The organism is Kocuria sp. JC486 (genome assembly GCF_011602805.1).
Lineage (GTDB): Bacteria > Actinomycetota > Actinomycetes > Actinomycetales > Micrococcaceae > Kocuria > Kocuria soli.
Map to the genome: position 1 here is coordinate 80,734 of NZ_JAAOZS010000007.1, position 25,473 is coordinate 106,206.

Here is a 25,473-nt window from a genome sequence, read left to right on the forward strand (position 1 = left end):
TCCCCTGCCCCTCAGCCCTTGTGGCCCAGGTCGATCTCACGACCCTGCAGATCCTCCCTGACCAGACGGCGCTGGATCTTGCCCAGCATGGTCCGGGGAAGGTCGTCGACCGAGACAATGCGCCGCGGCACCTTGTATCGGGTGACCTTGGAATAGCAGTGCTCCCGCAGGGCGTGTTCGTCGAACTCGTGACCAGGAGTGGGAATCACGGCGGCCACCACGACCTCGGTGCCGTCATCAGCGCGCAGGCCCACGACGGCGGCGTCCTCGACCGTGTCGTTCATGCGCAGAGCCGCCTCGACCTCGCTCGGTGCCACATTGAAACCACCCGTGATGATGATTTCCTTGAGCCGGTCGACCACCTCGATGAAGCCGTCGTCGTCGATCTTCACGATGTCGCCGGTCCGCAGCCAGCCGTCGACCAAGGACTCGGCGGTGGCGTCCGGTCGCTTCCAGTAGCCCTGGAAGACCTGGGGGCCGGAGACCCACAGCTCGCCCTCCTCGCCCCTGGCGACGTCCTCGTGCGTCTCGGGGTTCACCGTGCGCAGGTCGGTCGACGGGAAGGCGATCCCGATCGTGCCGGCCTTACGCAGTCCGCTGAGCGGGTTGCAGGAGACCAACGGAGAACACTCCGTGAGGCCGTAGCCCTCCACGAGCATGCCGTGCGTCCGGGTCTCCCATTCGTTGACCAGGTGCACGGGCAGCGCCATCGCCCCGGAGACTCCAACCTTGACTCCTTCCAGGGATGCACCCTTCCGGTCCGCGAGCTCCATGACCTTCTGGTACACAGGCGGCACCGCCGGCAGCACCGTGGCCTGGCGCTTCTTCATGGCCCCCACGATCAGATCGGGTCGAGGGGTTGGGAAGAGAACCAGAGTCGCGCCCAATGACATCGCCAGGGTCATGCCCAAGGTCAGACCGAAGGCATGGAACAACGGCAATGCACCGTAGAAGACCTCCTCCGAACTCGCGTGGAGCCATTGGGAGCCCATGGCCGCGTTGGACTCGAGGTTGCGGTGGGTCAGCATCGCACCCTTGGGCAACCCCGTGGTCCCCGACGTGTACTGCAGGACCGCGAGGTCGTGGGCACCGGGATAGGGGTGGTCGTGAGCAATGGGTTCGTGGTCCAGTAGCTCCTTCCACGGGGTGGTGCCGGGCGCGACGGCTGTGAGACTCGCGCGCTGCTCACGAAGCTTCTTGACCGGCAGCCGAAGGGCCGCCCGCATCCGGCGGGGCATGGCCGCGGTGATGTCCACGGAGATGATGTGTTCCAGCTCGATGTCCTTGGGCAAGGACTGCACAGCAGCCGCCGCCTTGTCCCATACGATCGCGACTCGGGCACCGTGGTCCTCGAACTGGTGGCGCAGCTCCGGTGCCGTGTACAGGGGGTTGTGTTCGACGACGATCGCTCCCAGTCGCATGACCGCATAGAACGCCACGATGTGTTGGGGGCTGTTCGGCAACACAAGAGCGACCCGGTCGCCGGCCTTGACACCGAGCTCCCGAAGCCCCTCGGCAACCCGCTCCACGTCCCTGCCCAGGGAGTCGTAGGAGACGTCCGCCCCGAAGAAACTGACGGCCGCCTTGGGTCCGAACTGGGCAACGGACTTCTCGAACATGTGGCTCAGGGAGGTTTCGGGCAGGTCGAGGTCACGCGCCACGCCGTCGTCGTAGCTCTTGGTCCAGGGCCTCGTGGCCAGGAACTCGCGGGATGAGCCGGAAGCCGCGGAGTGGGGGGCGCTGTGGTGCTCAGACATGGGCACGAGCCTACCGCCGCAGTCGCCGACGAGCCCGCTTGCATGTCATCCAGATCGCCGACGCAGGTCAAACCCGATTTTGTGACAACTTCATCTATATGAAGGTATCAGCAGGTCATCGCACATCTGTGCGTCGTATAGTGAGCCCTATCCACGAGATCGGATCCAACCGTTTGGGAGACGGAGGGAACCGTGGGGGCTCGATGGAGTCGAGGTCCTCGGCACCACCGGGGCTCCGCACGTGCCGCTCGGCCTCCCCCAATCGACCCGAGGTGCAACATGCCATCCACCCTCGTTGCCGTCGTTGACGACCACGAAGTCGTTCGCGAAGGCATCCGCCTTGTCTCCATGACCTCCCAGGCGGACGTCAAGTTGGTGGGCGCTGCAGCCACCGTCCCGGCGTTGCTCGACCAGCTGGGGCGAGACCCGGAGAACGCCGCACTGACCGCCTACGGCGCCAAGCGCATCGAGTGTGAAGTGGTGTTGTTGGACCTCTCCCTCACTGACCGCTCACGCCCGTCCGAGAGCGTAGAGAAGCTGCGCCAGGCCGGGATGAAGGTCCTGATCTTCTCCGTCGGGGAGAATGCCGCTCTGATTCGTGAGGCGTTGCGGGCCGGGGCCCTGGGGCTGGTCCGGAAGTCCGAACCACTCGAGCACGCCATCGAAGAGGCTCGGAACATCGCTGAGGGCAAACCAGTGATCACCAAAGAACTCGCGGCAGCCATTGACGGTGACATCGAGTTCGCCCGCGCGAACCTCTCGCCGCGCGAACAGGAGACACTGCGGCTCTACGCATCGGGCTTCGCCCAGGTACAGGTCGCGCGACGGATGGGGATCAAGCAGTCCGCGGTCAAGACGAACATCGACCGCATCCGCGAGAAGTACGCCCGCATCGGGCGCCCTGCACCGACCAAGATCGACCTTCGGATCCGGGCGATCGAAGACGGACTCGTGGAACCCGAGGCTGACATCAACACGTTAGAAATTCGCCACTGACCGTTCACGGATACGGAGAGGCATCCCCTTTCCGAACCGAGACAGCCGCCCACGTGAGTCATTCCAGCAGTCCTCCCCAGCTCAATTACAAACGGGTCCCGTCGCGACTTCGGCGTTCCGGCCTGCCCTCCACCACCTCGCCTGCAGCCCTGGGCCCGTACGCCTATCGCCTGTTCTGGTTGGCTGAGATCTGCGTCGCCGGGTTCTCGTTCAGCTTGATCATCGGGAGCCTGCCGCGGCTGCACCAGACAGGCGCCGGAGCCTCGTCCTGGAGTCTGGCGTTCCTCCTGGCCCACCTGGTGAACACCGTGGTCATGTTGTTCTTCGGCGTGCAACGCAAAGTGGTGGTCTGGCCGTTGACCGTGATCGCCACGTTGTCGTTGCTGGCCGTGCTCCTCATGCCGGTCACGGTCCCGCACGACGCAGCAGCCCTGCAGCCCTGGCTTCCCTCGTTCTTCATGGTCGCGTCGATGGCTGTGGTCTTCGTGTGGGGCCTGACCACTGCGCTGGTGTACGCCGCGGTGTCCACGGGCTTGTACGTGGTGTTCAGGATCGCCCTCACCGATCAGTTCGCCGATGTCCATTCCGTCGCGCAGCTGATCGCGCGATTGGGGTTCATGGTCGTTGCGATTGCGCTCATGGCCACCATCCGCCGGGTGGCCGACAACGCCGACGAGGCGTACAACGATGCATTGGCTCAGGCCACCGCCCTCAAGCGGTCGCACAGCCAGGCCGAGGACCAGGAGCGGCTGGACCGCCTGATCCACGACAACGTCATGGCGGCATTGCTCGATGCCTCCCGGACCACCGGGGTGGTCTCACGGCAGACGAAAGAGTTGGCTCAGCGTGCTCTCGGCGTGCTCGCCTTCGAGGAGAAGCGGGCCTCGGGCACCCCAACCACTTTGGTCCATGTCCTCGAGGACGAATTGCTCGAGGCCCTGACACCGTGGCGGGCCCGGGTGTGTTTCACCTCGCTCACCCTGAGCATCCGGCCGGACGGTCAGCCCCGCGCCTTCCTCTCGACCGAGATCGCCCAGGCCCTGGTCCAGGCCGTGACGGAGGCAGTGGCCAACAGTGCGCGGCACTCGGGTTCCGAGATCACCTACGTGACCATGGGCGGCAGTTCCTGCCCGCCGACCCACTTGAACCCTCAGGGCTTCTACCTCAATTTCGAGGTCCAGGACAACGGGCGGGGATTCCAGATGCGCGCCATGGACGAACGTCGCCTGGGCGTCCGAGTCTCCATCATCGGCAACGTCCGGAACGTCGGTGGTGCCGTCCAGATTCATTCGCTCCCGCACCGCGGGACCCGTGTCTCCATCACCTGGCCTCGCGATGCCAAGCTCCCGCAGTGACTCACACAGGCGTGGAGGTCTGCGCCAACGGATCCAGCGCAGGTGGGAGCGCCGCCGAGCAGGCAGCGGTTTCGATGCGGCCTTCGAACAACCGTGGATGTATGCCGCGGCCGCCCTGCTCTTCTTCCCGCCGATCGCGGTGGGGGTGACCGAGATCCACACGGCTTTCAACCCGGCCGCCCAGGTGGCGGCGGTCGTCTTCTACTGTCTGAGCGTGCTCCTCGCGGCCACCCGTCCGGGACCACGCCAGATGGGCGATCTGGCGGTCGTGACGTCGTCGTTGTTGATGGTGCTCTGCGTGTGTCTGTCCTACGAGGCCTCTCCGTCCGCAATGCAGGACTGGAACGCGCCGTGGTACTCGCTGGGAATCCACTCGTACCTGGCCACTCTGGTGGTCCGCAAAAGAGCCGGGTGGGCCTGGGTGACATTGTGCGTGGCACTCGCCTTCGCGGCGACCTACGGTGCCCGCACGGAGCGCGGTCCGTTGTACGGCGCACTGACCCTGGTGTCTCTGGTCGGTCTCCTGGCGGCCGCCCAGATCTTGATCTCCGAGATGGAGCGGCTGTTCACCCGGCGCAGGGAGGCCTGGTGCTTGGGGGCCTCGGCCAAGACCACGGACGAGGAGAACCAGGACCTGGTCAACGCCTCGATCCGCAGGATCCAGGAGGTCCGGCGTATGGCCGGCGGGTTGCTCGAGCGCATCGCGCAGGACAGCTCTCCCGTGACCGACTACGACATCAGCCAGTTCCGGTTGACCGAGGCCCAGCTGCGAGATTCGATCCGCGGGCGTTCCATCGCCAATCCCCGGTTGTTGGAGGTCACGCGCAACGCCCGTGCCCGCGGGGTCACCGTGGACATTCTCGACGAACGCGGGGTCCCAGTACCGCCGCACATCATGGAGATCGTGACGGACCAGGCGGTCGACGTGCTCGACGCAGCGCAGGCCGGTGCCGTGACCATCCGAGCCTTCCCGGAGGACGACCCCACCGCGGTGTTCATCGTTCACGACCCGGGTGACGAGGACTCGGATGCCGTCGCCATTGAAATCGCCCAAGGCACTGGCGAGGTCTCCGTGTTCTAGGCGGCCACGGTGGCACGAGTGGCTCCACAGGTCGCCATTGCCCTGAACCACCCGCACCTCCGTCCACATCCGAACTGTCCCAAGCCTTCTGTGCCGATTCCCGACCGTAATCTCCGGTCATGAACACACCCGAGCCGGGCACCGCCGACCTCCTGCGGACCGCACGCCCCGAAGACCCCTGGCCGACGTCGACCGCGGAGGGCCACCGCGTGCTGGATTATCCGGTCGTCTGCGCCGACACGCTCAGCCGATGCCCCTGGGCTCTCACCGGCCCGTCGGTTCTGCGTGACCACGACGAGCGCTGGGGCGACCGGCCGCGCGGCTCCCGTGAGTGGTTCGAGTCCTTGTGCTTGGAGATCTTCCAATCCGGGTTGGCCCCTGGAACCGCGGTCGCCAAGCACGGGGCGCTCAAGGAAGCGCTGCGGGACTTCCACCCGGACCAAACGGCGTTGTTGCAGGACGACGACGTGGACGAGCTACTGCTGGACCGGGGCCTGATTCGCAACCGAGCCAAGTTCGTGGCCGTGATCCAGGCGGCTCGCGTCCTGCAGGGGTGGGACACGGAGGATTGGGAGGAACTCACCGACTCCGCCGTGCGGGACACCGAGAATCCGGCTGCCCACGTGGCACAACGGCTGCGCGACCTGGGACTGAGCCACGTGGGCCAAGGAACCGCTGCGCGGTTCCTTGCCCGCACCGGCGCAACGGTGGCCCACGTCGAGGGATGTTTCCGCAGCTGACCCGGCCCCACCGAGGTCGGTCTGGACGGAACGCAACGGCGCCCCGGTTGGTACCGGGGCGCCGTCGGGCAAGTCCAGCAGCAGGTCAGTCCAGCAACAGGGCGGGTTCCTCCAAGATCTTCGCCACGTCAGCCATGAAACGCGCCGACAGGTCACCGTCGACCACCCGGTGATCGAAGGATCCGCCGAGGGTCGTGATCCACCGCGGAATGATCTCCCCGTCGACCACCCAGGGCTTCTGCTTGATGGTGCCGAATGCCACGATCGCGACCTCGCCCGGGTTGATGATCGGGGTACCGATGTCGATTCCCAGCGAACCGATGTTCGTGATGGAGATGGTTCCGTTCTGCATGTCACCGGGCTGGGTCTTGCCGGCCCGCGCGGTCTTGGTCAGATCGTCCAGTGCAACGGCCAGTTCGCGCAGGTTCATGTCCTGGGTGTCCTTGATGTTGGGCACCATCAGGCCTCGGGGCGTGGCCGCGGCGATACCCAGGTTCATGTAGCGCTTGACGATGATCTCGTTGTCCGTCCAGGTCGCATTGACCTGGGGGTTGCGCGCGGTGGCCCAGATGATGGCCTTCGCCAGGATGAGTAGCGGGGTGACCTTGACGCCGTCGAAGTAGTCGGCCTGCTTGAGCCGCTTGACGAACTCCATGGTGCGAGAAGCGTCCACGTCCACGAAGATCGAGACGTGCGGCGCGCTGAAGGCGCTCTTGACCATGTTCTGGGCGGTCAGCTTCCGCACACCCTTCACGGGGATCCGCTGTGTACGGTCCCCAGCCCCCGGCGCGTTCGCCGAGACCCAGAACGAGTCCGGGCCGTCGGGGATCTCCCGCAGGTGGGCGGCATAGGCCAACAGATCGCGTTTGGTAATCTGCCCCGAGTCCCCGGTGCCCGTGACCTCCGCCAGGTCGATACCCATCTCCTTGGCGACCTTGCGCACGGGAGGTTTGGCCAGAGCGGGGGGCTTGGGTGCCTCGTCGGTTCGCGGCGTCTCCGCGGTCTCGCCACGGCGTCCACCCAGCCACGCCGGGAGCTCCGTGGAACTCTGTCCCCGCCTGGTCCGCGACAGCAGGTCGGCAATGCCTTCACCGAACGACGAACGACCGCCGGGGGCCACTTCCGACCGATCGGCCGGAGGTTGGACCGTCTCCCGGGCACCGGTGGGGCTCTGCGTCTGCTCCCCGGTTCCCGGGCGGGCACGGCGACGTCGTCGGACCACAGGGTCCGCCTTGGGACCGGAACCGACCAACGCCTGGCTCCCGGCACTCCCGGTGCCTTCGACCTGCTGCTGGTGCGAACCGGCCTTGCCGTCCTGGTTGTCGCCGGATCGTTCGGAAGCGCGCGACGCAGCGTCCACCTCCCCCGTGTACCCGGGATCGGGGACGTTTCCGGGGGCCTCGGCGCTGTCACCGATGACGATCAAGGGCGTGCCGACCTCCACGGTCCGGCCCTCGTCGACCAGCAGGTCCAGGACGGTGCCGTCCCAGGGGGAGGGCAGTTCGACCAGCGACTTGGCGGTCTCGATCTCCACCAGGACCTGGTCGACCACCACGTCCTGACCGGCGCTGACCTTCCAACTGACGATTTCTGCCTCGGTGAGTCCCTCACCGACATCGGGCAGTGCGAAAACCTCAGACATTCAAGGCTCCTTCCGGACCACAGATTGCATCGCCACAGGCGAAGGCCCGCAACACATCAACACGCGTCATCAGCCGCAGCATCAGTACGCGAAAGCTCGGTCGATCGCATCCAGGATGCGATCGAGATCGGGGACGTACTCCTCTTCGGCACCGGCGGGCGGGTACGGCAGGTGGTAACCGCCGACCCGCTGCACGGGCGCCTCCAGGCTGTAAAAGCACCGGTCCGTGATCCGGGCGGCGATCTCTCCGCCCAGCCCGCCGAACACGGGTGCTTCATGCGCGATCACCATGCGGCCCGTGTGGTTCACGGAGGCCTCCAAGGTGTCGAAGTCGATCGGCGACAGAGACCTGAGATCCACGACCTCGACCGACCGCCCATCCTGGGAGGCGGCCTCGGCCGCGGCCATCGCCACAGGCACCAGGGGCCCCCACGCGACCAGCGTCAGCTGCTCGCCTTCGCGGACCACCTGCGCGCTGAACGGGTCAGGCGTGGTCGGTTGGAGCAGGTTGACCTCACCCTTGAGCCAGTACCGGCGCTTGGGTTCCAGGAAAATCACGGGGTCGGGGCTGGCGATCGACTGCTGGATCATCCAGTAGGCGTCCTGCGGGGTCGACGGCGTGACGATGCGCAACCCTGCCGTGTGGGCGAACAACGCCTCCGGGGACTCGGAGTGGTGCTCGACCGAGCCGATCACGCCACCGTTCGGGATCCTGATCGTGACCGGCACCGGGACGTCGCCGTTGGTACGGGCGTGCATCTTGGCCAGTTGCGTGGTGATCTGGTTGAACGCGGGGAACGTGAACCCGTCGAACTGGATCTCACACACGGGCCGGTAGCCGCGCATGGCCATCCCGATCGCGGTGCCCACGATCCCGGCTTCACCCAGGGGGGTGTCCCGCACCCGGTGCGCGCCGAAATCGGCTTTGAGGCCCTCGGTCACGCGGTACACGCCACCCAGGGAGCCGATGTCCTCTCCCATGAGAAGAACGGACCGGTCCTCGGACATGGCCCGCCGCATGCCCAGGGTCAGGGCCTTGGCCATCGTGGTGCGCAGCGTCGACTCCGTGGTGTCACTCATGCCTGATCCTCCCGCCCGGTGCCCCGGGAACCGGACGCGTCCGCGGCGTCGTCGTTCTCCTCCTCGACGAAGGAGTCCCGGTAGTCGCGGTACCACCGGCGTTCCTCCGCCACGAGTGGGTGGTCCGTCGCGTAGACGACGTCGAAACGCTGCTCGAGGTCCACCGGCCCCCCGGCCAGGATCCCAGAGCGCGTGGCCTTGATCCACTCGGAGGTTTCGTCCTCCACGCCCTGGAACCACACGTCCTCGGCACCGTACTCGCGTTCGAGCAGGTTCCGGGTGCGCAACAGCGGGTCCCGCGGGGCCCATAGCTGTTCCTCGTCCGTGCGACGGTACTTGGTGGGGTCATCGGCCGTGGTGTGCGCTCCGAGCCGGAAGGTTTCGGCCTCGATCATCACCGGGCCACGCCCCTGGCGGGCTTCCGCGAGGGCCCACCGGGTGACGGCCAGGACGGCCAGGGGGTCGTTGCCGTCCACGCGCACACCTTCGAATCCGTAGCCGGCGGCGCGGGTGGCCAATGGCACGCGGGACTGGGTCGAGAACGGCACGGAGATCGCCCACTGGTTGTTCTGGACGAAGAAGACCACGGGGGCGTCGTAGGAGGCTGCGAAGACCATGGATTCGTGCACCTCGCCCTCCGTGGACGCACCGTCGCCGTAGTAGACCAGCACGGCCGCCTCGGGCGGCGGGTTCTGCCCCTCCTCCGCGGCGAGCTTCTGGTCCTGGGTGATACCCATGGCATAACCCACGGCGTGCGGGACCTGGGCTCCCAGGACCAACGAATAGATCTGGGTCCGCGTCTCCGAGGGCTTCCAGCTCGAGGCCGTGTGTCCACGGAACTGCGTCATCATCGCCTCGGCCGGGATCCCCCGTTCCAGGATCACGGCGTGCTCCCGGTAGGACGGGAACACGTAGTCCTCGGTTTCGAGCGCCCGGGCGGATGCCACCTGCGCAGCTTCCTGCCCTCTCAGCGGCGGCCAGAGGACCATCTGCCCTTGACGCTGCAAGGACGTGGCCATCTCGTCCAGTCGCCGCGCGCGCAGCATAGAACGGTAGATCTCTTCGATCTCCTGCCGCCCGAGGTCCTCTATCCACGGGGAGAACCGGGAGTCCCGGACCCGGGCACCCGTCTGGTCCAACAACCCGACCACGGGCAACGTGGACTCAACGGTCGCGGGGTGCGCGCCGGTCCCCGCCGTTGCCCTCGCATCGTGGGGATCCGTGGGCTCCGGCTTCCCGGAGGTGTTCTCGGTTGGTGTCACAGGTGACTCCCGTTGGTGTGACGGTTGGATGGTCATGGCCGGTGCCACGTTTCGACCGAGCCGCAGTGGACCCGACCTGGACTTTCAGTGTGCATCGGAGCTTACGGGACGGCCACGGCCGGCGCGGACGGCAGGGGTGAGAACGCGGAACACACGGCAAGGAACCGGTCATTGGCCTCGGGCTCTCCGATGGTGACTCGCACGCCCTCGCCCGCGAAGGCACGGACCGCGAGCGCCTGAGCGGCACAGGCACGGGCGAACCTGTCCGTCTCGGCACCCAGTGCGAGCCAGACGAAGTTCGCCTGGGTGGCGGGAACCCAGCAACCCATGCGTTCGAGTTCGGCCTGGACCCTGTCCCGTTCGGAGGTGATCCGGTCCACGCGTTCCTGGACCTGATCGGGGTTGCGCAACGTGGCCACTGCCGCTGCTTGGGCCAGTTCGGTCACGGCGAAGGGGACGGTGACCTTGCGCAGTTGTTCCGTGACGGGCTGCTGGGCGAGGCAGAACCCCACGCGCAAACCGGCCAGGCCGTGGGCCTTGGAGAAGGTGCGCAGCGCCACGACGTTCGGGTGGGACCGGTAGGTGCGGATCCCGTCCACGACCTCCGGGTCGGACTGGAATTCCCGGTAGGCCTCGTCCACGACCACGACGACGTCCTCGGGAACCTCGGCCAGGAAGTCGTCCACGGCCGCCTGGGTCAGGGAGGGGCCGGTGGGGTTGTTGGGTGAGCACAGCAGGATCACCCGCGTGCGGTCCGTGACCGCGGCCAACATGGCCTGGAGGTCGTGAGACCCGTCCGGCAGGTTGGGCACCTGGACGTTTCTGGCCCCGGCGGTGGTCACCAGAATGGGATAGGCCTCGAACGAGCGCCACGCGTAGAGGACTTCGTCCCCGGCGCCGTCCTCGTCAGTTCCTGCGAACGCTGCCAGGATCTGGGCGAGGGCTCCCAGGCTCCCGGCGCCCGTGACGATGTCCTCGACGGGAACCTCGAGCGATTCGGCGATCTGCGCACGTAGTTTCACGGTGGCGGGATCGGGATAGCGGTGCACCCCGGCGGCCGCTTCGGCAATGGCTTGCTGCGCGGCGGGAACCGGTCCCCAGGGGTTCTCGTTGGAGGACAGCTTGTAGGGGGTCAGACCTTCGACGGGGGTCGGTGGCTTCCCCGCGGCATAGGCGGGCAGCGCTCCGAGGGCGGTGCGGGGGCGGATCGGGCTCATGGGCTCACTGTAGCCGTGCCCGGTGCCGCGTGACCCGTCACGGAACGTCAGATTCCTGCGCTCTTCGTGGGCCGGCCGTCACGAGGTGGCGCCATGACCGCCGACGCTGCCCGGGATGGAACAATGTCGACCATGGCCGAGACCTCACCTGCTTCCGTCCCCAGCCGTCGCCCGTTGGCTCAAGCCGATCCGCCCATTGCCCTGGGCGCTCTCGACGGGCGTTACCGCCCCGCCGTGGCACCTCTGGTGGAGCACCTGTCGGAAGCAGCGCTGAACCGCAACCGCATCCACGTCGAGGTCGAGTGGTTCATCCACCTGTGTGCGCGGCAGGTTCTTCCCGGCCTGTCACCGCTGAGCTCCGAGCAAATCGAGGGCCTGCGCAGGATCGTGGCCGATTTCGACGCCGTCGCCGTGGCCGAACTGGCCGAGATCGAGGCGGTCACGGTGCACGACGTGAAGGCCGTAGAGTACTTCATCGGGCGGCGGCTGGCGGACCTGGGCCTGGAGCACCTCAAGCCCCTGGTGCACTTCGCCTGCACCTCGGAGGACATCAACAACCTGGCCTACGCCGTGGGCGTGCGCGACGCCGTCGTGGGGGTCTGGGCCCCGGCCGCCCAGGAACTGGTCGGGCAGATCAGGAACATGGCCGAGACGTCGTCCCAGGTCTCCATGCTGTCCCGGACCCACGGGCAGCCGGCCACGCCCACGACGCTTGGCAAGGAACTCGCGGTCTTCACGCACCGCCTGGGCCGGCAGCTCGAACGGGTGCGCGCCACTCAGTTCCTGGGAAAGATCAACGGCGCCACCGGCACCTACGCCGCCCATGTCTCAGCGGCCCCAACCGCGGACTGGCAGGACATCTCCCGGACGTTCGTGGAGGGCCTCGGACTCACCTGGAACCCCCTGACCACCCAGATCGAGTCGCACGACTGGCAGGCCGAGCTGTACGCAGACGTTGCACGGTTCAATCGGATCCTGCACAACCTGTGCACGGACATCTGGTCCTACATCTCCATCGGGTTCTTCCGCCAGGTGCCGGTCGCGGGAGCCACGGGCTCGTCGACCATGCCGCACAAGGTCAACCCCATCCGGTTCGAGAACGCGGAGGCCAACCTGGAGATCTCCTGCTCCCTGCTCGACACCCTGGGCGCCACGCTGGTGACCTCGCGGTGGCAGCGCGACCTCACGGACTCCTCCTCGCAACGCAACATCGGCACTGCCTTCGGACACTCCCTCCTGGCTATCTCCAACGTCGCCAAGGGTCTGGACCGGTTGGACGTCGCGGAAGACGTCATGGCCGCGGACCTCGAGGTCAACTGGGAAGTCCTCGGCGAGGCGATCCAGACCGTCATGCGGGCGGAAGCCATCGCGGGAACCGCGGGCATGGACGACCCCTACGAACGTCTCAAGGAACTCACCCGTGGGCACCGCGTGGACAAGCAACGGATGCAGGCGTTCGTTGCGGAGCTCGGGTTGAGCCCGGAGGCCGAGCAGCGTCTGGCCGAGCTGACCCCGGCGACGTACACCGGGTTGGCCTCAACCCTGGTGGGGCACGTGCGCGCCGACAAGTCCTGATCGGAGCGGGGAAGCCGGCGGCTCAGCTCGCCTTGGGCACCCACCCCGGGGTGCGCAGCAGTCGAAGGCGGGTTTCGGCACCGACGTACCCCTGGAATTCGGCCTCGGCTCCGCCGTCCACGATGTAGTCGAAGGCCTCCCCACCCAGGCGTTCCGCCATCATGGCGAAGGTCAGCGCCCGTACGGCGTCGTCTGCACCCACAACGGCGCTGTCCCACCAGCGGCCGTGAACAACGGCGCTTTCCGCGCGGACCGCGCCGGTAACCGCGTCAGAGGTCAGTGCTCGCGGGCCCGTGATTCGAGCGGTGGAGCCGAGGACGGCGAAGGACCGCAGGCCGCAGCGCAACGGCAGGTGCAAGGACGAGAATTCCTGCCCCAAGGCATCGACGATCTCCCAGGCCGCACCGACCGACACGACCGCAGGCCCCACCACTGCCGCGAGCGCGGCGGCAGGATCCGCCTCGAGAACACGGGAGACGATCTCTTCAGCCGCCCAGGCGCAACCGATGTCCCACAAATCCAGAACCGTGCCACGACGCAGGTAGAGGCGCCCCGTTGCGGCGTCGTACACGAACGGATCATCCGGGTGCAACAGGTGGACCGCTCCCCCGGAATCCGTCGGGGCCATTTCGACGACGGGGTGGACCAGGCCGCCGCTGAGTCTGGACGCTTCCTGTGCGCGCTCCAGGATGGCCGCGAAAGTGCCGGAAACCTCCATGACCACGTCGTCGTGAGCCGCGAAGGCATGAAACATGGTGAGTTCGGAATCCGCCCGGTCCGTTCCGACGGCGCGCGAGAGCTCGTCGAATACTGAATCCGCCACGCCGCCGGCGATCAGATGCGTGAGCGGCTCTGTGGCGTGGACAGCTGGGGTCGCCGATTCCGGACCGCGGCTGCGGCGGGTGGCGGGGACGGTCATCGTGGCCCTCTATCAGCGACGGTGGAAGTCGGGGTGGACGGGGTCACCTGGCGGCACGTCCGGTGGCGGCACGTCGTACTGACGCATCACTCCGACGACACCTGCCGGCCAATCCCCAGCCCCGTGTACTACGACGAGTTCGAATCTACCGAACTTGGAACTTCCTGGGAACCCCACAAGCTACCCATCGGTATGTGATGTAACCAACTCGTAGGTATACCCGCCCAATACCCCTGTGACCTGCGCAGATACATGTATTTGATACCTATGCGTAGTTCAAGAGTAGCTTCTGGGCACTATTAAGTAGTTCTTCCAGCACCCAGCCGCTGACTAGGGTGCACGCCCTACACAAAAGGCTGGCGGCACCCGTGGGTGCCGCCAGCCTGACGTTCAGTGAACTCTCAGTGACATTCAGCCCTGCTTCTTTTCCCCACTGCTGAGTTCAGCGGTCTGCTCCTGCGAGGCGTCGTCTGCGTGACGCTTCTCCTTGCCGTCCTTGAACTTCGGCGCACGGTCGACCTCCGCGAGCGCCTCCGGGAACGTCGGCCCCAGTTCGCCGAAGGCCTGGTGGGTGGCCTTGACCACCGTGCGGGCCAGGGCGTAGTTCGCACCCCCACCCACCACGGCACCGATGCCGAAGGGCAAAGCACGACCCAGGATCGCGCCGGACTGGCGCTTGAGGAACCGCTTGATGAACATGTTGCGCAACGTGCGGCTCATCGAGGTGCCTTGCCCGCCCCCGCTGCCCAGGGCCATGCCCCAGTTCGAGTTCAAGGCCCCGGCCTTCCCTCCGCTGGCCAGCACCTGGGTCATGAGCGCCTCGCCGTCGTCACCGAGCATGAGAGCCATGACCATCGCACGGGTCTTCTCCGGGTCCTCCGTGGAAACGCCGTGGAGCTCAGCGATGGATTGGGCGAACACCGCCGTCATCTCCAGGTAGGCACCCACGGAAGCAGCCGAGACACCCAGGGAAGCCACCGTGCCGATGCCGGGAACCATGGCCAGCCCACCGGTTGCCCCGCCACCCGCGGTGGTTGCGCGGATGTACTGCTTCTCCAGTCGCTTGGCGATCTGCGTGGGTGTCTCCTCCGGGTGCTCACGGCGGAGCCGCTTGACCCAGCGCAGGACCACTGGCCGCTGGACACGCAACGTGGTGTCCATGAAATTGGTGGTCGCCTCCGTGGGCTTACCGGAGTCGTCGAATGCGTGCTTGAGGGGGTTAAGAACCACGAAGTACTCCTCGTCTTGGGATCACCTGGTCGGTGAGCACAACTCTGACTGTAGTCTCGCCGCAGGATCGGGACGCGTGAATCCACGCTACGGCAGAAACAATCAGCCCACTTGGTGGTTCGCGCCTAGCGGAGTTGTGGGTCCCAGGACTCCAGTCGGCGCAGCAGGTCGGCTTTCTTGGAGAGGTGGCCGTCCATCCGGCCCAGGATCGAGTCAAGGGTCGCGATGGCTCCAGAGATGAGGGGCCCTTTGTTGAGCATGACGCACTCTGCCCGTTGACCGGCACCCGCATCGGTCACCTGGGCGCGGGAGGGCAGACCGGAACGGGCCTGACTCTCCAGGACCTGCGTAGCCCAGACCACCGGGACACGCGCCGCCTCGCACAGCCAGATGATCTCCTCCTGCAGTTCCACCAGGCGTTCGAAGCGGGCTTCCACTGCCAGGTCGCCGCGAGCGATCATCACGGCGCACCCGGTCCTGCCCAGGATGCGCAGGAGCATCTGTGGCAGTGACTGGAATCCGCTCACCGTCTCAATCTTCAGGACGACATCGATCTCCGCCCCCTGGATGCGGGCCAATGCCTCCAGAAGATCATCGACGTCCTGTGGCGACCGGGCGAAGGACAGTTGGAGGATGTCGGCGTGCTCCGCGACAAACGGAAGGTTTTCGCGGTCCTGCGGCGAAAGGGCGGACAACCGCAATGACGTGTCGGGGAATTTCAACCCCTTCTCCGCCTTGAGTTTGACCCCGCCAGGCCGGCACCGCGTGACCTCCACGACCATCCGATCGGGGTCGACCGAACGAATCGCAGTGCCCAGTTTCCCGTCGTCGATCAGCACTCGCTGTCCGGCCTCGGCGTCTTCGAAAGCCTCCGGGAGTGAGCAGCCAATGACGACGGGCGCCCCGTCGGCGGCATCGGTGGGGGCCATGTCCCGGGTGAGGGTGATCAGGTCACCCTCACGGACCCTGAAGGACATCTCGGCAACGGGTAGTTCGTCCACGATCGCGACGGCGCCCCTGACGTCCGTGAGCTCCAGGCCGGTGGCGAAGGAGACGGACTTGCGGGATTCGACCAGCACCCGGTCGGCGTGGACCGCCAGGACTCGGAGCCGACGTCGTGACCCGCGCGCGTCACGAATACTGACGTCCTCGCCCTCTCCGAGGCCCTGCAGCCACAGGACGTCATTCACCGGAATGCTGGACAGGCCCCCGTCGAGTGCCGCCGGGGTGGGATCGGTCGGGTGATCCCGGGGCACCAGCCAGGCGCGCGCCGGTTCCACGACCGCGCCACTGACGTCACGCCGTGGTTTGATCCGGCGCACGCGCGGGCCGGGCTGGATCGGGCCCGTGCGCAGTTTCGGACCACCCAGGTCCATCGCGATCTTGACCCCACGACCGGCCGCTTCCCCCGCCGCCCGGACGTTCTGGATCATCCGGGACCACCGACCGGGCCCGTCGTGGGCACAGTTGATCCGGGCGAGGTCCGTGCCCGATGTGACGTAGTCGCGGACCAGGTCGTGGTCCTCGGCCGCCTCGCTCGGCAGGGTCACCATGATCCTGGTGTTCCGGTGGGCCAGGGCCGGACCGAAGATCTCCTCCGTGTTCCTGGCGAGCAACGCGGTTCCCGGGCTGACCGATGGCACCGGGTCCACGGACACCGAGTCGGGCGCTGCCGAGGAGCTGCGCGTTCCGGCTTCCAGCTGACCGGTCGGCCGCTCGTCCGAGCCGTCCTGGGCGAGGACGGCGGCCAGCGTGGCCCGGACGGCCACAAGGTGCTCCATGACATCGGATTCCATGTGCCCCAGGGAGGAGACCCCCAGGCTCGCCAACCCCCGTTGGAGGTTGCGGATGTCCAGTCCGCGCACCGCAACGTAGTCGACCAGGTTCACGGCGGACGCTGCGGCCCCGCCGGTGACACCTTGCAGGTCGGGGAGAGACCGGCGGCGGGAGTCCCGGAGGTGCTCGATCAGGTCCCCGACCACCTCGTACAGTTCGCCGGCCAGTTCCTTCCGGGTGGGCGGCCCGGGCATCGAGGCATTCTGCGCGGTCATCGAGAGGTCGTCGATCCTGGCCTGGATCGCTCCCCGGCCTGGCGTGCGGGACGTGGCGTTCTCGGCGGGCCGCGGTGCGGTATTCGGCGTGTTCTGCTGTGGGGGTTTGCGCACGCTGTCCTCTCACACGTGGAAGTCTTGGCACCAGCTTCGGGTTATGACATGAACAGGAGGTGGCCTTCGTGGAGCGCATGGGGCCAAAGCCCGCCCGCCGATTCCTGACCGCCGCTGACGCGTGGGCGGAGCTGACCCAGGACGAGGAGACCGAGGGGTGGATCCTGAGCATCGACGGCGCGGAGCAGTCCCACGTGGATGCCCGCAATCCCCGCCGGGTGTTCTACGAGTACCTCCGGCGCATCGCCAACGTGATCGACTGTGCCGCCCCAGCGGGGCACCCCTTGAAGGCAGTGCACCTGGGTGGAGGCGCCATGACGCTGCCGCGGTACGTCGCCGCGAGCAGGCCCGGTTCGCGGCAGCTGGTCGTGGAGCTGGCGCGTGAGTTGCCCGACTTCGTCCTGTCCCACATCCCGTGGCCAGAGGGAGCCGACGTCGAGGTGATACACGGGGACGCCCGGGAGGCGTTGCCCCGCGTTGCGCAGAGCCGGGCGGTCCCGGCCAACGTCGTCGTTCTGGATGTCTTTGCCGGTGCTGACGCGCCACGCCACCTACGTGAACGTGCGTTCTACGAACAGGTACGGGACACCATGGCCCCGGGTGCGGTCCTGATCGTGAATGTCGGGGACGATCCCGGGCTCAAGTTCTTCGCCGAGCAGGTCGAGGTCTTGGGCTCCCCTAACCGCAGCGGTGGGGAGCCCGTGTTCTCCGACCTGTGGTGCCTGACGGAACAGTCGATGCTGACGGGCCGGAACCCGGGAAACCTGATCCTGATTGCCCGCGACCGGCCCGTACCGGATTCGTGGCGGGACGCTCTGGTTGCGGCCGGTCCCCATCCAGCGGCCGTGCTGGACCGATGGGCCCTGGAAGACTGGGTCCGTGCCCTCCGGAAACCGCGAGGGCCCGGGCACTAACCGGTCGTGAAACCGTTGAGCCCGCCCCGAGCGTCTTCGTAGTGGGCGTCCACCTTGAACACGGCCCCGGGGGCATCCGGGCCCTGGATTTCGCGCAGGAGGTCGCGAACTGCCCACCGTGGCCCCTCGGCGACAACCTCGACGGAGCCGTCGTGACGGTTGACCGCCGAGCCCACCAGCCCTAACTTCTCGGCCTGTCGCCAGGTCCAATACCTGAACCCCACGCCCTGGACCGTGCCCTGGACGAGCGCGGTGACACGGATCTGTTCATCGGTGTTCATGGCAACTCCCTGGTCGGCCAGGCGTGGGGCCTCGGCGGCGGAAGCATTGTTCCCGCGCTTGACGGCGAAGACGGAATGTCCGGGGTGTTGGAGCGGGGCGGGACGCGGGCGTCGTCCGGTGAGGCGCGCAAGCCAAGCCATGACTCCGCGTCCTTCGGGTGTGTCTGCGTTGCCCATGGTGATTCAGTCCTCCGCGGGTGCCGTGGGAGCCGCCGTGCCACCGGCCGGCGTGCGGGCATCCTCCGGGGCGTCCTTCGTGGCGTCCCGGAAGGCGTTGGCCAGATCGTCGGCGGTCTGGACGTCATCGAGGTTGATGGACTCCTCACCGACGACGAAACTCGGGGTGCCTTCCAGCCCCAACTCCTCCGCCTGCGAGGCGTGCTCGTCCACGATCGAAGCGACGGCACCCGAGCTGTAATCCTTGGAGAACTGGTCGGCGTCCAGTTCCTGTTCCTCGGCGGTCGTCTTGAAGTAGTCGTCGAGCTCGCTGCCGGAGAGTTCCGTCCAGTCGTCCGGGTTTTCGTACAGTGCGCTCGCGTAGTCGTCCGCTTCGCCCTGCATTGCCGCAGCCTCGACAGCGCGTGCGGCGGGCACGGCGTTGTCGTGCATGGGCAGCGGGAAGTTCTTGACCACCACGGTGACCTCGCCGTCCAGACTGTCGGCCGCCTCCTCCACGAGCGGGTGAGCCGACTGACAAGCAGGGCATTCATAATCGGTGTACATGGTGACGACGGGCAGGTCGCCTACCTCGTTGAGGGCGTACCCGGCGCTCACCGCGTTCTGGACGTACTGCGCGCCCTGGGAGGCGTCGGTCATCCCGCTGTCCGCCGCGCCGGATTCCGAGGCTCCCGCGGATGCGGATTCGGAAGGTGAAGCCTCGCCCGAACCGGATTCGGAAGGCGATGCGGACTCCGCACCCGTGGCGGCCGCACTCGAGGACTGCCCCGTCTCCTCGGAGGCCGACGAATCAGGCGAGTCACCACCGCCACAACCCGTGAGCAGCAGGGCCGAGGCACCGGCCGCTGCCGTGACGATCTGGAGACGCCGAGCCATGCTCAGGGGGCGACGGGGGATGGACATGAAGCTTCCTTTCGTCAACCGCATACGGCCTGTCAAAACCGCTGCACGGGCCCGGGGTGCCGGGCCGCGGTCCTACGGGTCACTGTCGCGACCTCTCCCGGAAGTCAACCACGGGCAGGCGCCCGGGTCAGGGCTGTTGCCGTCGGTGGCTTGGCTGTGGGTGGCGTGCCGGTCCGTTCGTCCCGACGGGCCAGCCACCCGGAGCCGGCACGTCAGTCCGCGGTCAGTCGCACCAGCTCACGGTTGAAAGCTTCAAGGTCGCCCGGATTGCGCGAGGTGATCAGGTTTCCGTCCACGACGACTTCCCGGTTGACCCATTGCGCACCGGCGTTACGCACGTCGGTGGCCACGGACTCGTAGGAAGTCATGGTCCGCCCGCGCACCAGGTCGGCTTCGACCAGGATCCACGGGGCGTGGCAGATCGCGGCAATCGGCTTCTGCGCTGCGTCGAACTCTTTGGCCAACCGCAAGGCTTCCTTGTCGAGCCGCATGGCATCGGCATTGAGTGTGCCGCCGGGAAGGACCAACGCGTCGAAGTCGGCAGCTTCGACCGTTTCCAGGGCTTCGTCGACGTCGTAGCTGCCGGAATGGTCCCAGTCCCCGCGCATGGCGGTGATCTTGCCCTTCCGGGTGGACAGGAGCACGGGCGTTCCACCGGCTTCCCGGACTGCGGCCCAGGGCTCGGTCAGCTCGGGCTCCTCCACACCGTCACCGGCGATGAATGCGATCTTCTTGCCGTTCAAGGACGTCATGGCCACTCCTGATTCGTGCGTCGGATCTGATTTCCTTCCCCACACTACGACGGCGTGGCGGGCTCGTCACCGGATCAGCCCTGGGCACAGCTGCTTGCCCTGGGTGAACTGCGGTGGTTGACTTCGGTGCTGCACGCGCACGCGGCAACGTCCCACATCACCAGGAGCCCCTTTGACACCCGTGATTCCCTTGCAGATCGGTCTGATCGTCGTGGGTCTGCTGGTGGTCGTTCTGGGCGTGGCTGTGCACGACGGGCTGCTCCTGCTCATCGGCGGGCTCATGACCGCGGTGGCCGTGACCGGCCTGGGCTTCGCTTTGCGGGCGCGCGGGCGATCCGAGCACAGGAGACCTTGAGCCGGAAATACCTCAGCTGTCCAACGGCGCCGGAGCGCCCAGGACCTTGTGGTCGAGCTGCAGTCCCAGCTCGCCGAGTGAAGTCTCGAGATCTCCCACCCGGGCGTCGGTGTCCGGGACCTTGGCGGGAGTCGCGCTGCGTGTACGGACTTTGAGCACAGGTCTGCCCTGCTTGTCCGTGGTGATCGACGCACTGACCTCTTTCACGTCGTCGGTTCTGCTCAGCTCCGCCAGGTCCTCAAGCACCTCGTCCGAGAGGTCGTCCTGCTGACCGGGCGCGTACGTCAGGGTCAACCCGTCGTCGGTGACCACGACCCTGTCCTGCCGGACCACCGGTTCCGTCGTGGCCTGGATCTTGGTGGATTCGGCCATGGCGGCAGCGACGTCGTCGGGGAAGCCGGCGGCGGTCACGTCGGCATCCAGGTAGGTGCTGAGGGTGAACTCCTCACCGACCTCCACGCTCCACCGGGACCCGGAGTCCGTCTGACGCAACTGGTCCAGAACGTGGATGCCTTCCACGGTGAGCGTTTCCGCCCCTCCCGCGGTCAGACCTTCGGCCGAGCCCTTCACGGAGGACCCGTCCGTGAGGATGATCGTGATGCCGTCCACCACCAGGCCTTGGGCCGGCAACCCTTGCTCGGTCGCTGCCGTGATCGCCGCCTGCCGCACGGCGCGCATGTTCTCCTCGGAAGTCTCGGAGTCCATGACCACCCCGATGTCCATGGCACCTGTCCGGATGCCGTCGACCTCGTCGTACTGACCCGCTGCCGAGGCCGACTGCACGCCGCTCAGGTTGCACAGGACGTCTTCGACCGCCGGCGCGTAGAACTGCACACCGCGGTCTCCGGCCAGTGGATCGGGTTCCACGAGTCCGGCCGAATCGGCGACCGGCCGCGGCTGGTCGCAGGTGGCGCTGTATCCCCAGGAGGGGAGTTCGACGTCGTCGCCCAGGGCGAGCTGCGGTGATTCCTGGTTGGGCGGGACCGCGATCTCGTTGGCTGTCGGACCGTCCTCGTGGTCCCTGCACCCCGCCACGCCCAGCGGCAAACTCACCGCAAGCACCAGGGCGCCCCAGCGACGCAAACGCGGGGCGGTGGTGGTGCGGGGCGGGCGGCTCATGGACCGGACCTGACCTCTCCAGGCCCCGTGGGCCCTGCTGTGCGGACGGCTCGACGAACGACGACAGCGGGTGTTCGAGCACACCCGTTGCGAGGCGGGTCCGTCCCGCCCTCCGTGGCCTTCAGGATAGTGCTCCGCGACGCAGTGGACCGTCAGGGCTGTTGGTCCGCCAGCATCTCCAGGAAGTGAACCCTCATGCGCTGCCGGTCGGGTTCGACGCCGGTGATCAGGCGGAAGGCATCCACGGCTTGCCCCACGGCCATGGCCCCGCCGTCCAGGACCTGGCAGCCGAGTTCTCGAGCGCGGGTGACAAGAGGGGTGTCAACGGGCAGGTAGATCACGTCTGCAACCCAGTGCTCGGCCGTGATCAGTTCCAGGTCGATCGGTGCCCCCGGGTGGTGGTGCATGCCGATCGGGGTGCAGTTGACCACCCCGTTCGCCTGCTCGACAGCTGGTTCGAGTCCCGCGGCGTCGGTCGCCCCCACGCGAGCGGAGGGGAAGTGAGGCGCCAGAGCGGCTGCGCGCTCCTTCGCCCGGTCCAGATCGAGATCGAACAACGTGAGGTCCTGCACCCCGGAATCCAGGAGGGCGTAGGCGACGGCCGAACCTGCCCCACCCGTGCCCAGCTGAACCACCTTGTCCTTCGCCGCATCCGGGAGCTCGGCGGCCAAGGCAGAGGCGAACCCGCTCTGGTCGGTGTTCTCGCCGATGAACTTCCCGTCGCGGATCAGGACCGTGTTGACCGCCTGCAGAGCGGCTGCACGTTCCGAAATCTCGTCCAGGTGCTCGAGGACGATTTGCTTGCACGGGTGCGTGATGTTGAACGCGTTGAAGCCGAGATCGCGGCCGGCCCGCATGAGCTCGCCGACGTCCTCCCCGGACCGCCCGATCAAGGCCAGGTCCACGGGGCGGTACAGGTAGTGGAGTCCCTGTGCGGCAGCTTCGGCTTCATGCATGGGTGGGGTCAGGCTGGCGGTGATGCCGTCCCCGATCAGGCCGATCAGGTAGGACTCCTGTGTTGTGCTCATGGCTTGGGGTGGCCTCGGCTCATTCCTTCGACGTTGCGGGCAGGCCCACACGGTATGGCCTGGGTCACGTGTCACGTGGATCGGTTGCACGCTGTTCCACGCGAGCCCCAGGGCACCCTCAGCCGACGAGCCCCACCGCGTAGACGGTGCCTTCGCCCGTGACGCTCACGGGTGAGCCGTCGGTGCGGCACCACACGGAATGTCCCGCGGACAATTCGTGAGAGACATCAGGGTCCGTCCGCAGTTCCACGGAGCCCTCCGTGCACAACACCACGGTTGTGTCCTCCGGCAACTGCGCGGGGCGACCGGCGGCGGCTGTCGCGGACACCAACGTCAGCCGGTCGTCCCACAACGGGTAGTGGCGGAGCCCGTATGCCCCCGCGGTGGGCTGGATCGGGTCGCTGTCGGCCTGTTCGGGGGTCACGATCTTGAGCAACTCGTCCACGTCGATGTGTTTGGGGGTCAGCCCGGCACGTAGCACGTTGTCCGAACAGGCCATGAGTTCCACCGCCGTCCCCCGGAGGTAGGCGTGCAGCTGGCCGGCCGGCGTGAAGATCGCTTCCCCCGGTTCCAACACCACGTGGTTCATGCACAGCGCCACGAGCAGGCCGCGATCGCCCGGGTGACGTCCTGAGATGTAGCGCAGTAGAGCACCGAGTTCGTCGTGGGTGGGCAACCGTTCGACCGCGGCCAGGAGGTCGGCAAGCGCCACCTGAGCCTGCTCATCGCTCATGCGCAGGACGGCGGGCAGCACGGGTTCTCCGGAGGCCAGGATTTCTCGCAACCATTGCTGGTCAAGGGCCTCGGCCAGAACCGCCAACTCAGCTTCCCCACGCACACCGCTCAAGGATTCGACGCGCGTAACGGCCACTCCGATCTCGGGTTTGGGCTGCCGGTCCTTGTAGTTGCGCCCGGCCGCCGAGACGTCCACACCCGCGGCCTCTTCCCGCTGCCAGCCCTCTTCCGCCTGCTCCGGCGAAGGATGGACCTGGATGGAAAGGGGTGCGTCGATGGCCAGGATCTTCAACAGGAAGGGCAGGTCCCCGTCGTGCAACACGTCGGCCCGCCGGCCCACCAGGCGCTTCGGGTCCTCAGCCAGCAGGTCGATGATCGACCGTTCCTGCCCGTCAACGGTCAGCACGGACGGACCCGACGGGTGGGAGCCGACCCACAGCTCCGCCTCGGGATCCACGGACGGAACCTCCCGAGACTGCATGCGCGCCAGCACGGAACGCGAACCCCACGCATAGTTCTGAATAGGGTCCGTCGTCGAAAAGAACTCAGCCATGTCTCCATGGAAGCACAACGGCTTGAACGAGCGGCCCGGGGCACGGTGGTTGCCCGGCTTTGTCCCCCCACCTGCGCGCCGATGCCCTGCGCGCCAGGCGCTGTCGCACGGATCGGACAGCCGGGGTGAACTAAGGTTCCGACTATGACAATTGAGCTTTCCGAGTCCTTCAAGGCCTACGACGTACGCGGAATCGTCGGGGAGACCATCACCGCAGACACGGTTCGCGCCACCGGTGCCGCCTTCGTGGACGCCCTGGAGCTGGCGGGATCCACGGTGTTGGTCGGTGGCGACATGCGCCCGTCATCCCCTGAGTTCATGACCGCGTTCGCGGAGGGTGCCACCGCCCGTGGGGCCGACGTGGTCAAGATCGGTCTGATCTCCACGGACGAGCTGTACTTCGCGTGCGGTGTCATGAACGCGGCAGGTGTGACCTTCACCGCGAGCCACAACCCGGCGGCCTACAACGGGATGAAGATGTCCAAGGCGGGTGCCGTCCCGGTGTCCTCGGAGACGGGTCTCTACGACATCCGTGACCGCGCGCAGGACTACCTGGCAAACGGCATTCCGGCCGTGGAGGCCGTCGGCACCGTGACTGAACGCGACGTCCTCAAGGACTACGCGGAGTTCCTGCGGGGGCTCGTGGACCTCTCGGGTATCCGCCCGCTCAAGGTCGTCGTCGACGCCGGCAACGGCATGGGCGGCAAGACCACCCCTGCCGTGCTGGGCGACACCGTCCTTCCCGGCCTCCCGCTGGAGATCGTGCCCCTGTACTTCGAGCTCGACGGCACCTTCCCGAACCACCCCGCGAACCCGCTGGAGCCGGAGAACCTGGTGGACCTGCAGAAGGCCGTGGTAGAGCACGGGGCGGACATCGGTCTGGCCTTCGACGGCGACGCGGACCGCTGCTTCGTGATCGACGACAACGGCGATCCCGTGACCCCTTCCGCCATTGCGGCGTTGGTCGCCGAGCGTGAGATCGCCCGCGCCCAGGCCGACGGCGAGCAGGAGCCCGTGGTGATCTACAACCTGATCACCTCAAATGCCGTCCCCGAGCTGGTGGAGGCCCGTGGCGGGCGCCCGGTCAAGACTCGCGTGGGTCATTCCTTCATCAAGGCCGTGATGGCCTCCGAGGGCGGCGTCTTCGGCGGCGAGCACTCGGCGCACTACTACTTCCGAGACTTCTTCAACGCGGACACCGGAATGCTGGCGGCCATGCACGTCCTGGCCGCGCTCGGGGAGCAGGATCAGCCGCTGAGCCAGCTCATGGACAGCTACTCGCCGTACGTCGCCTCCGGGGAGATCAACTCGGAGATCGAGGACAAGGCCGCGGCCGTGGACCGGGTCCGGGCCGCGTACGCCGATCAGGACGTCATCGTCGAGGACTCCGACGGGACGACCTTCACCTCCGCGAGTGAAGGATGGTGGTTCAACCTTCGTCCGTCCAACACGGAGCCCTTCCTGCGGCTCAACGTCGAGGCCGCTGACCAGGCGTCCATGGAAGGCGTGCGCGACCACGTTCTCGGGCTCATTCGCGCCTGAGATCGGGCAACCGAGTCAGGTCCGGGGCATGCTCCGGACCTGACGGAAACGTCGAAGGGGGCGTCCGCATTTCTGCGGACGCCCCCTTCGACGTT

Annotated in this window: 22 protein-coding genes; 8 read left to right on the top strand and 14 right to left on the bottom strand. The window is 67.1% G+C overall.

What is annotated here, in order from left to right; translation table 11 throughout:
- Positions 1-11: 11 nt before the first annotated feature.
- Positions 12-1,757 (bottom strand): long-chain-fatty-acid--CoA ligase, encoded by a 1,746-nt coding sequence (locus GWK18_RS05620; protein WP_123823552.1) that lies wholly within the window; start codon positions 1,755-1,757, stop codon positions 12-14.
- A 279-nt stretch (positions 1,758-2,036) separates the two neighbouring features.
- On the opposite strand from GWK18_RS05620, the gene GWK18_RS05625 reads away from it, so the two are divergent.
- The 4 genes from GWK18_RS05625 (at position 2,037) to GWK18_RS05640 (ending at position 5,929) form a co-directional block, all read left to right on the top strand.
- On the top strand, positions 2,037-2,753 hold the full coding sequence (locus GWK18_RS05625; protein ID WP_166833739.1) for a response regulator transcription factor: 717 nt from the start codon (positions 2,037-2,039) through the stop codon (positions 2,751-2,753).
- A 53-nt stretch (positions 2,754-2,806) separates the two neighbouring features.
- On the top strand, positions 2,807-4,108 hold the full coding sequence (locus tag GWK18_RS13410) for an ATP-binding protein (RefSeq protein WP_166833741.1): 1,302 nt from the start codon (positions 2,807-2,809) through the stop codon (positions 4,106-4,108).
- A 97-nt stretch (positions 4,109-4,205) separates the two neighbouring features.
- Positions 4,206-5,189 (top strand): hypothetical protein, encoded by a 984-nt coding sequence (locus GWK18_RS05635; protein ID WP_166833743.1) that lies wholly within the window; start codon positions 4,206-4,208, stop codon positions 5,187-5,189.
- Positions 5,190-5,308: 119 nt separating this feature from the next.
- Positions 5,309-5,929: a DNA-3-methyladenine glycosylase I gene (locus GWK18_RS05640; RefSeq protein ID WP_166833745.1), complete on the top strand. Its 621-nt coding sequence runs from the start codon at positions 5,309-5,311 to the stop codon at positions 5,927-5,929.
- Positions 5,930-6,014: 85 nt separating this feature from the next.
- Here the strand turns inward: GWK18_RS05640 and GWK18_RS05645 are convergent, their stop codons facing one another.
- The 4 genes from GWK18_RS05645 to hisC all read right to left on the bottom strand — a co-directional run bounded on the left by GWK18_RS05645 (position 6,015) and on the right by hisC (position 11,130).
- Positions 6,015-7,571 carry a dihydrolipoamide acetyltransferase family protein gene (locus GWK18_RS05645; RefSeq protein ID WP_166833748.1) on the bottom strand — a complete coding sequence of 519 codons (1,557 nt, stop codon included), beginning with the start codon at positions 7,569-7,571 and terminating at the stop codon, positions 6,015-6,017.
- Positions 7,572-7,652: 81 nt separating this feature from the next.
- Positions 7,653-8,651: an alpha-ketoacid dehydrogenase subunit beta gene (locus GWK18_RS05650; RefSeq protein WP_166833750.1), complete on the bottom strand. Its 999-nt coding sequence runs from the start codon at positions 8,649-8,651 to the stop codon at positions 7,653-7,655.
- Positions 8,648-9,913 (bottom strand): thiamine pyrophosphate-dependent enzyme, encoded by a 1,266-nt coding sequence (locus GWK18_RS05655; protein WP_348535845.1) that lies wholly within the window; start codon positions 9,911-9,913, stop codon positions 8,648-8,650. Before GWK18_RS05655 ends, GWK18_RS05650 begins: the two co-directional genes overlap by 4 nt.
- A 101-nt stretch (positions 9,914-10,014) precedes the next feature.
- Entirely contained in the window at positions 10,015-11,130 is a 1,116-nt protein-coding gene (gene hisC, locus GWK18_RS05660; protein ID WP_123823560.1) for a histidinol-phosphate transaminase, read from the bottom strand.
- A gap of 132 nt (positions 11,131-11,262) precedes the next feature.
- On the opposite strand from hisC, the gene purB reads away from it, so the two are divergent.
- On the top strand, positions 11,263-12,705 hold the full coding sequence (purB, locus tag GWK18_RS05665) for an adenylosuccinate lyase (RefSeq protein ID WP_209280902.1): 1,443 nt from the start codon (positions 11,263-11,265) through the stop codon (positions 12,703-12,705).
- A gap of 22 nt (positions 12,706-12,727) precedes the next feature.
- On the opposite strand, the gene GWK18_RS05670 is transcribed toward purB, so the two are convergent.
- The 3 genes from GWK18_RS05670 to GWK18_RS05680 form a co-directional block, all read right to left on the bottom strand.
- Positions 12,728-13,624, bottom strand: a complete 897-nt coding sequence (locus GWK18_RS05670; protein WP_166833755.1) for an FAD:protein FMN transferase — start codon at positions 13,622-13,624, stop codon at positions 12,728-12,730.
- A gap of 411 nt (positions 13,625-14,035) precedes the next feature.
- Positions 14,036-14,854 carry a di- and tripeptidase gene (locus GWK18_RS05675; RefSeq protein WP_166833757.1) on the bottom strand — a complete coding sequence of 273 codons (819 nt, stop codon included), beginning with the start codon at positions 14,852-14,854 and terminating at the stop codon, positions 14,036-14,038.
- Positions 14,855-14,979: 125 nt separating this feature from the next.
- Entirely contained in the window at positions 14,980-17,019 is a 2,040-nt protein-coding gene (locus GWK18_RS05680; protein WP_348535846.1) for a pyruvate kinase, read from the bottom strand.
- Positions 17,020-17,096: 77 nt separating this feature from the next.
- Between GWK18_RS05680 and GWK18_RS05685 the strand changes: the two genes are divergently transcribed.
- Positions 17,097-17,933: a fused MFS/spermidine synthase gene (locus tag GWK18_RS05685; RefSeq protein WP_166833759.1), complete on the top strand. Its 837-nt coding sequence runs from the start codon at positions 17,097-17,099 to the stop codon at positions 17,931-17,933.
- Here GWK18_RS05685 and GWK18_RS05690 read toward each other — a convergent pair.
- From GWK18_RS05690 to GWK18_RS05700, 3 genes are all read right to left on the bottom strand, one after another.
- On the bottom strand, positions 17,930-18,355 hold the full coding sequence (locus GWK18_RS05690) for an acylphosphatase (RefSeq protein WP_348535847.1): 426 nt from the start codon (positions 18,353-18,355) through the stop codon (positions 17,930-17,932). The two genes, GWK18_RS05685 and GWK18_RS05690, sit on opposite strands and share 4 nt — an antisense overlap.
- Before the next feature lie 42 nt (positions 18,356-18,397).
- The gene (locus GWK18_RS05695) at positions 18,398-19,294 is read right to left on the bottom strand and encodes a thioredoxin domain-containing protein (RefSeq protein WP_166833761.1); all 897 of its coding nucleotides are present in this window, start codon (positions 19,292-19,294) and stop codon (positions 18,398-18,400) included.
- A gap of 212 nt (positions 19,295-19,506) precedes the next feature.
- Positions 19,507-20,046 carry a type 1 glutamine amidotransferase domain-containing protein gene (locus GWK18_RS05700; RefSeq protein WP_166833763.1) on the bottom strand — a complete coding sequence of 180 codons (540 nt, stop codon included), beginning with the start codon at positions 20,044-20,046 and terminating at the stop codon, positions 19,507-19,509.
- A gap of 172 nt (positions 20,047-20,218) precedes the next feature.
- Here GWK18_RS05700 and GWK18_RS05705 point away from each other — a divergent pair, with 172 nt between their 5' ends.
- The gene (locus tag GWK18_RS05705) at positions 20,219-20,401 is read left to right on the top strand and encodes a hypothetical protein (RefSeq protein WP_123823567.1); all 183 of its coding nucleotides are present in this window, start codon (positions 20,219-20,221) and stop codon (positions 20,399-20,401) included.
- Between the two features lie 12 nt (positions 20,402-20,413).
- Here the strand turns inward: GWK18_RS05705 and GWK18_RS05710 are convergent, their stop codons facing one another.
- The 3 genes from GWK18_RS05710 to manA all read right to left on the bottom strand — a co-directional run bounded on the left by GWK18_RS05710 (position 20,414) and on the right by manA (position 23,836).
- Complete coding sequence (locus GWK18_RS05710) at positions 20,414-21,520, bottom strand: hypothetical protein (protein WP_166833765.1); 1,107 nt, start codon at positions 21,518-21,520, stop codon at positions 20,414-20,416.
- Positions 21,521-21,672: 152 nt separating this feature from the next.
- Entirely contained in the window at positions 21,673-22,548 is an 876-nt protein-coding gene (locus GWK18_RS05715) for a shikimate dehydrogenase (RefSeq protein ID WP_166833767.1), read from the bottom strand.
- A gap of 118 nt (positions 22,549-22,666) precedes the next feature.
- Positions 22,667-23,836 (bottom strand): mannose-6-phosphate isomerase, class I, encoded by a 1,170-nt coding sequence (manA, locus tag GWK18_RS05720; RefSeq protein WP_166833769.1) that lies wholly within the window; start codon positions 23,834-23,836, stop codon positions 22,667-22,669.
- 144 nt (positions 23,837-23,980) lie between these two features.
- On the opposite strand from manA, the gene GWK18_RS05725 reads away from it, so the two are divergent.
- Complete coding sequence (locus tag GWK18_RS05725; protein WP_166833771.1) at positions 23,981-25,378, top strand: phosphomannomutase/phosphoglucomutase; 1,398 nt, start codon at positions 23,981-23,983, stop codon at positions 25,376-25,378.
- Positions 25,379-25,473: the final 95 nt, after the last annotated feature.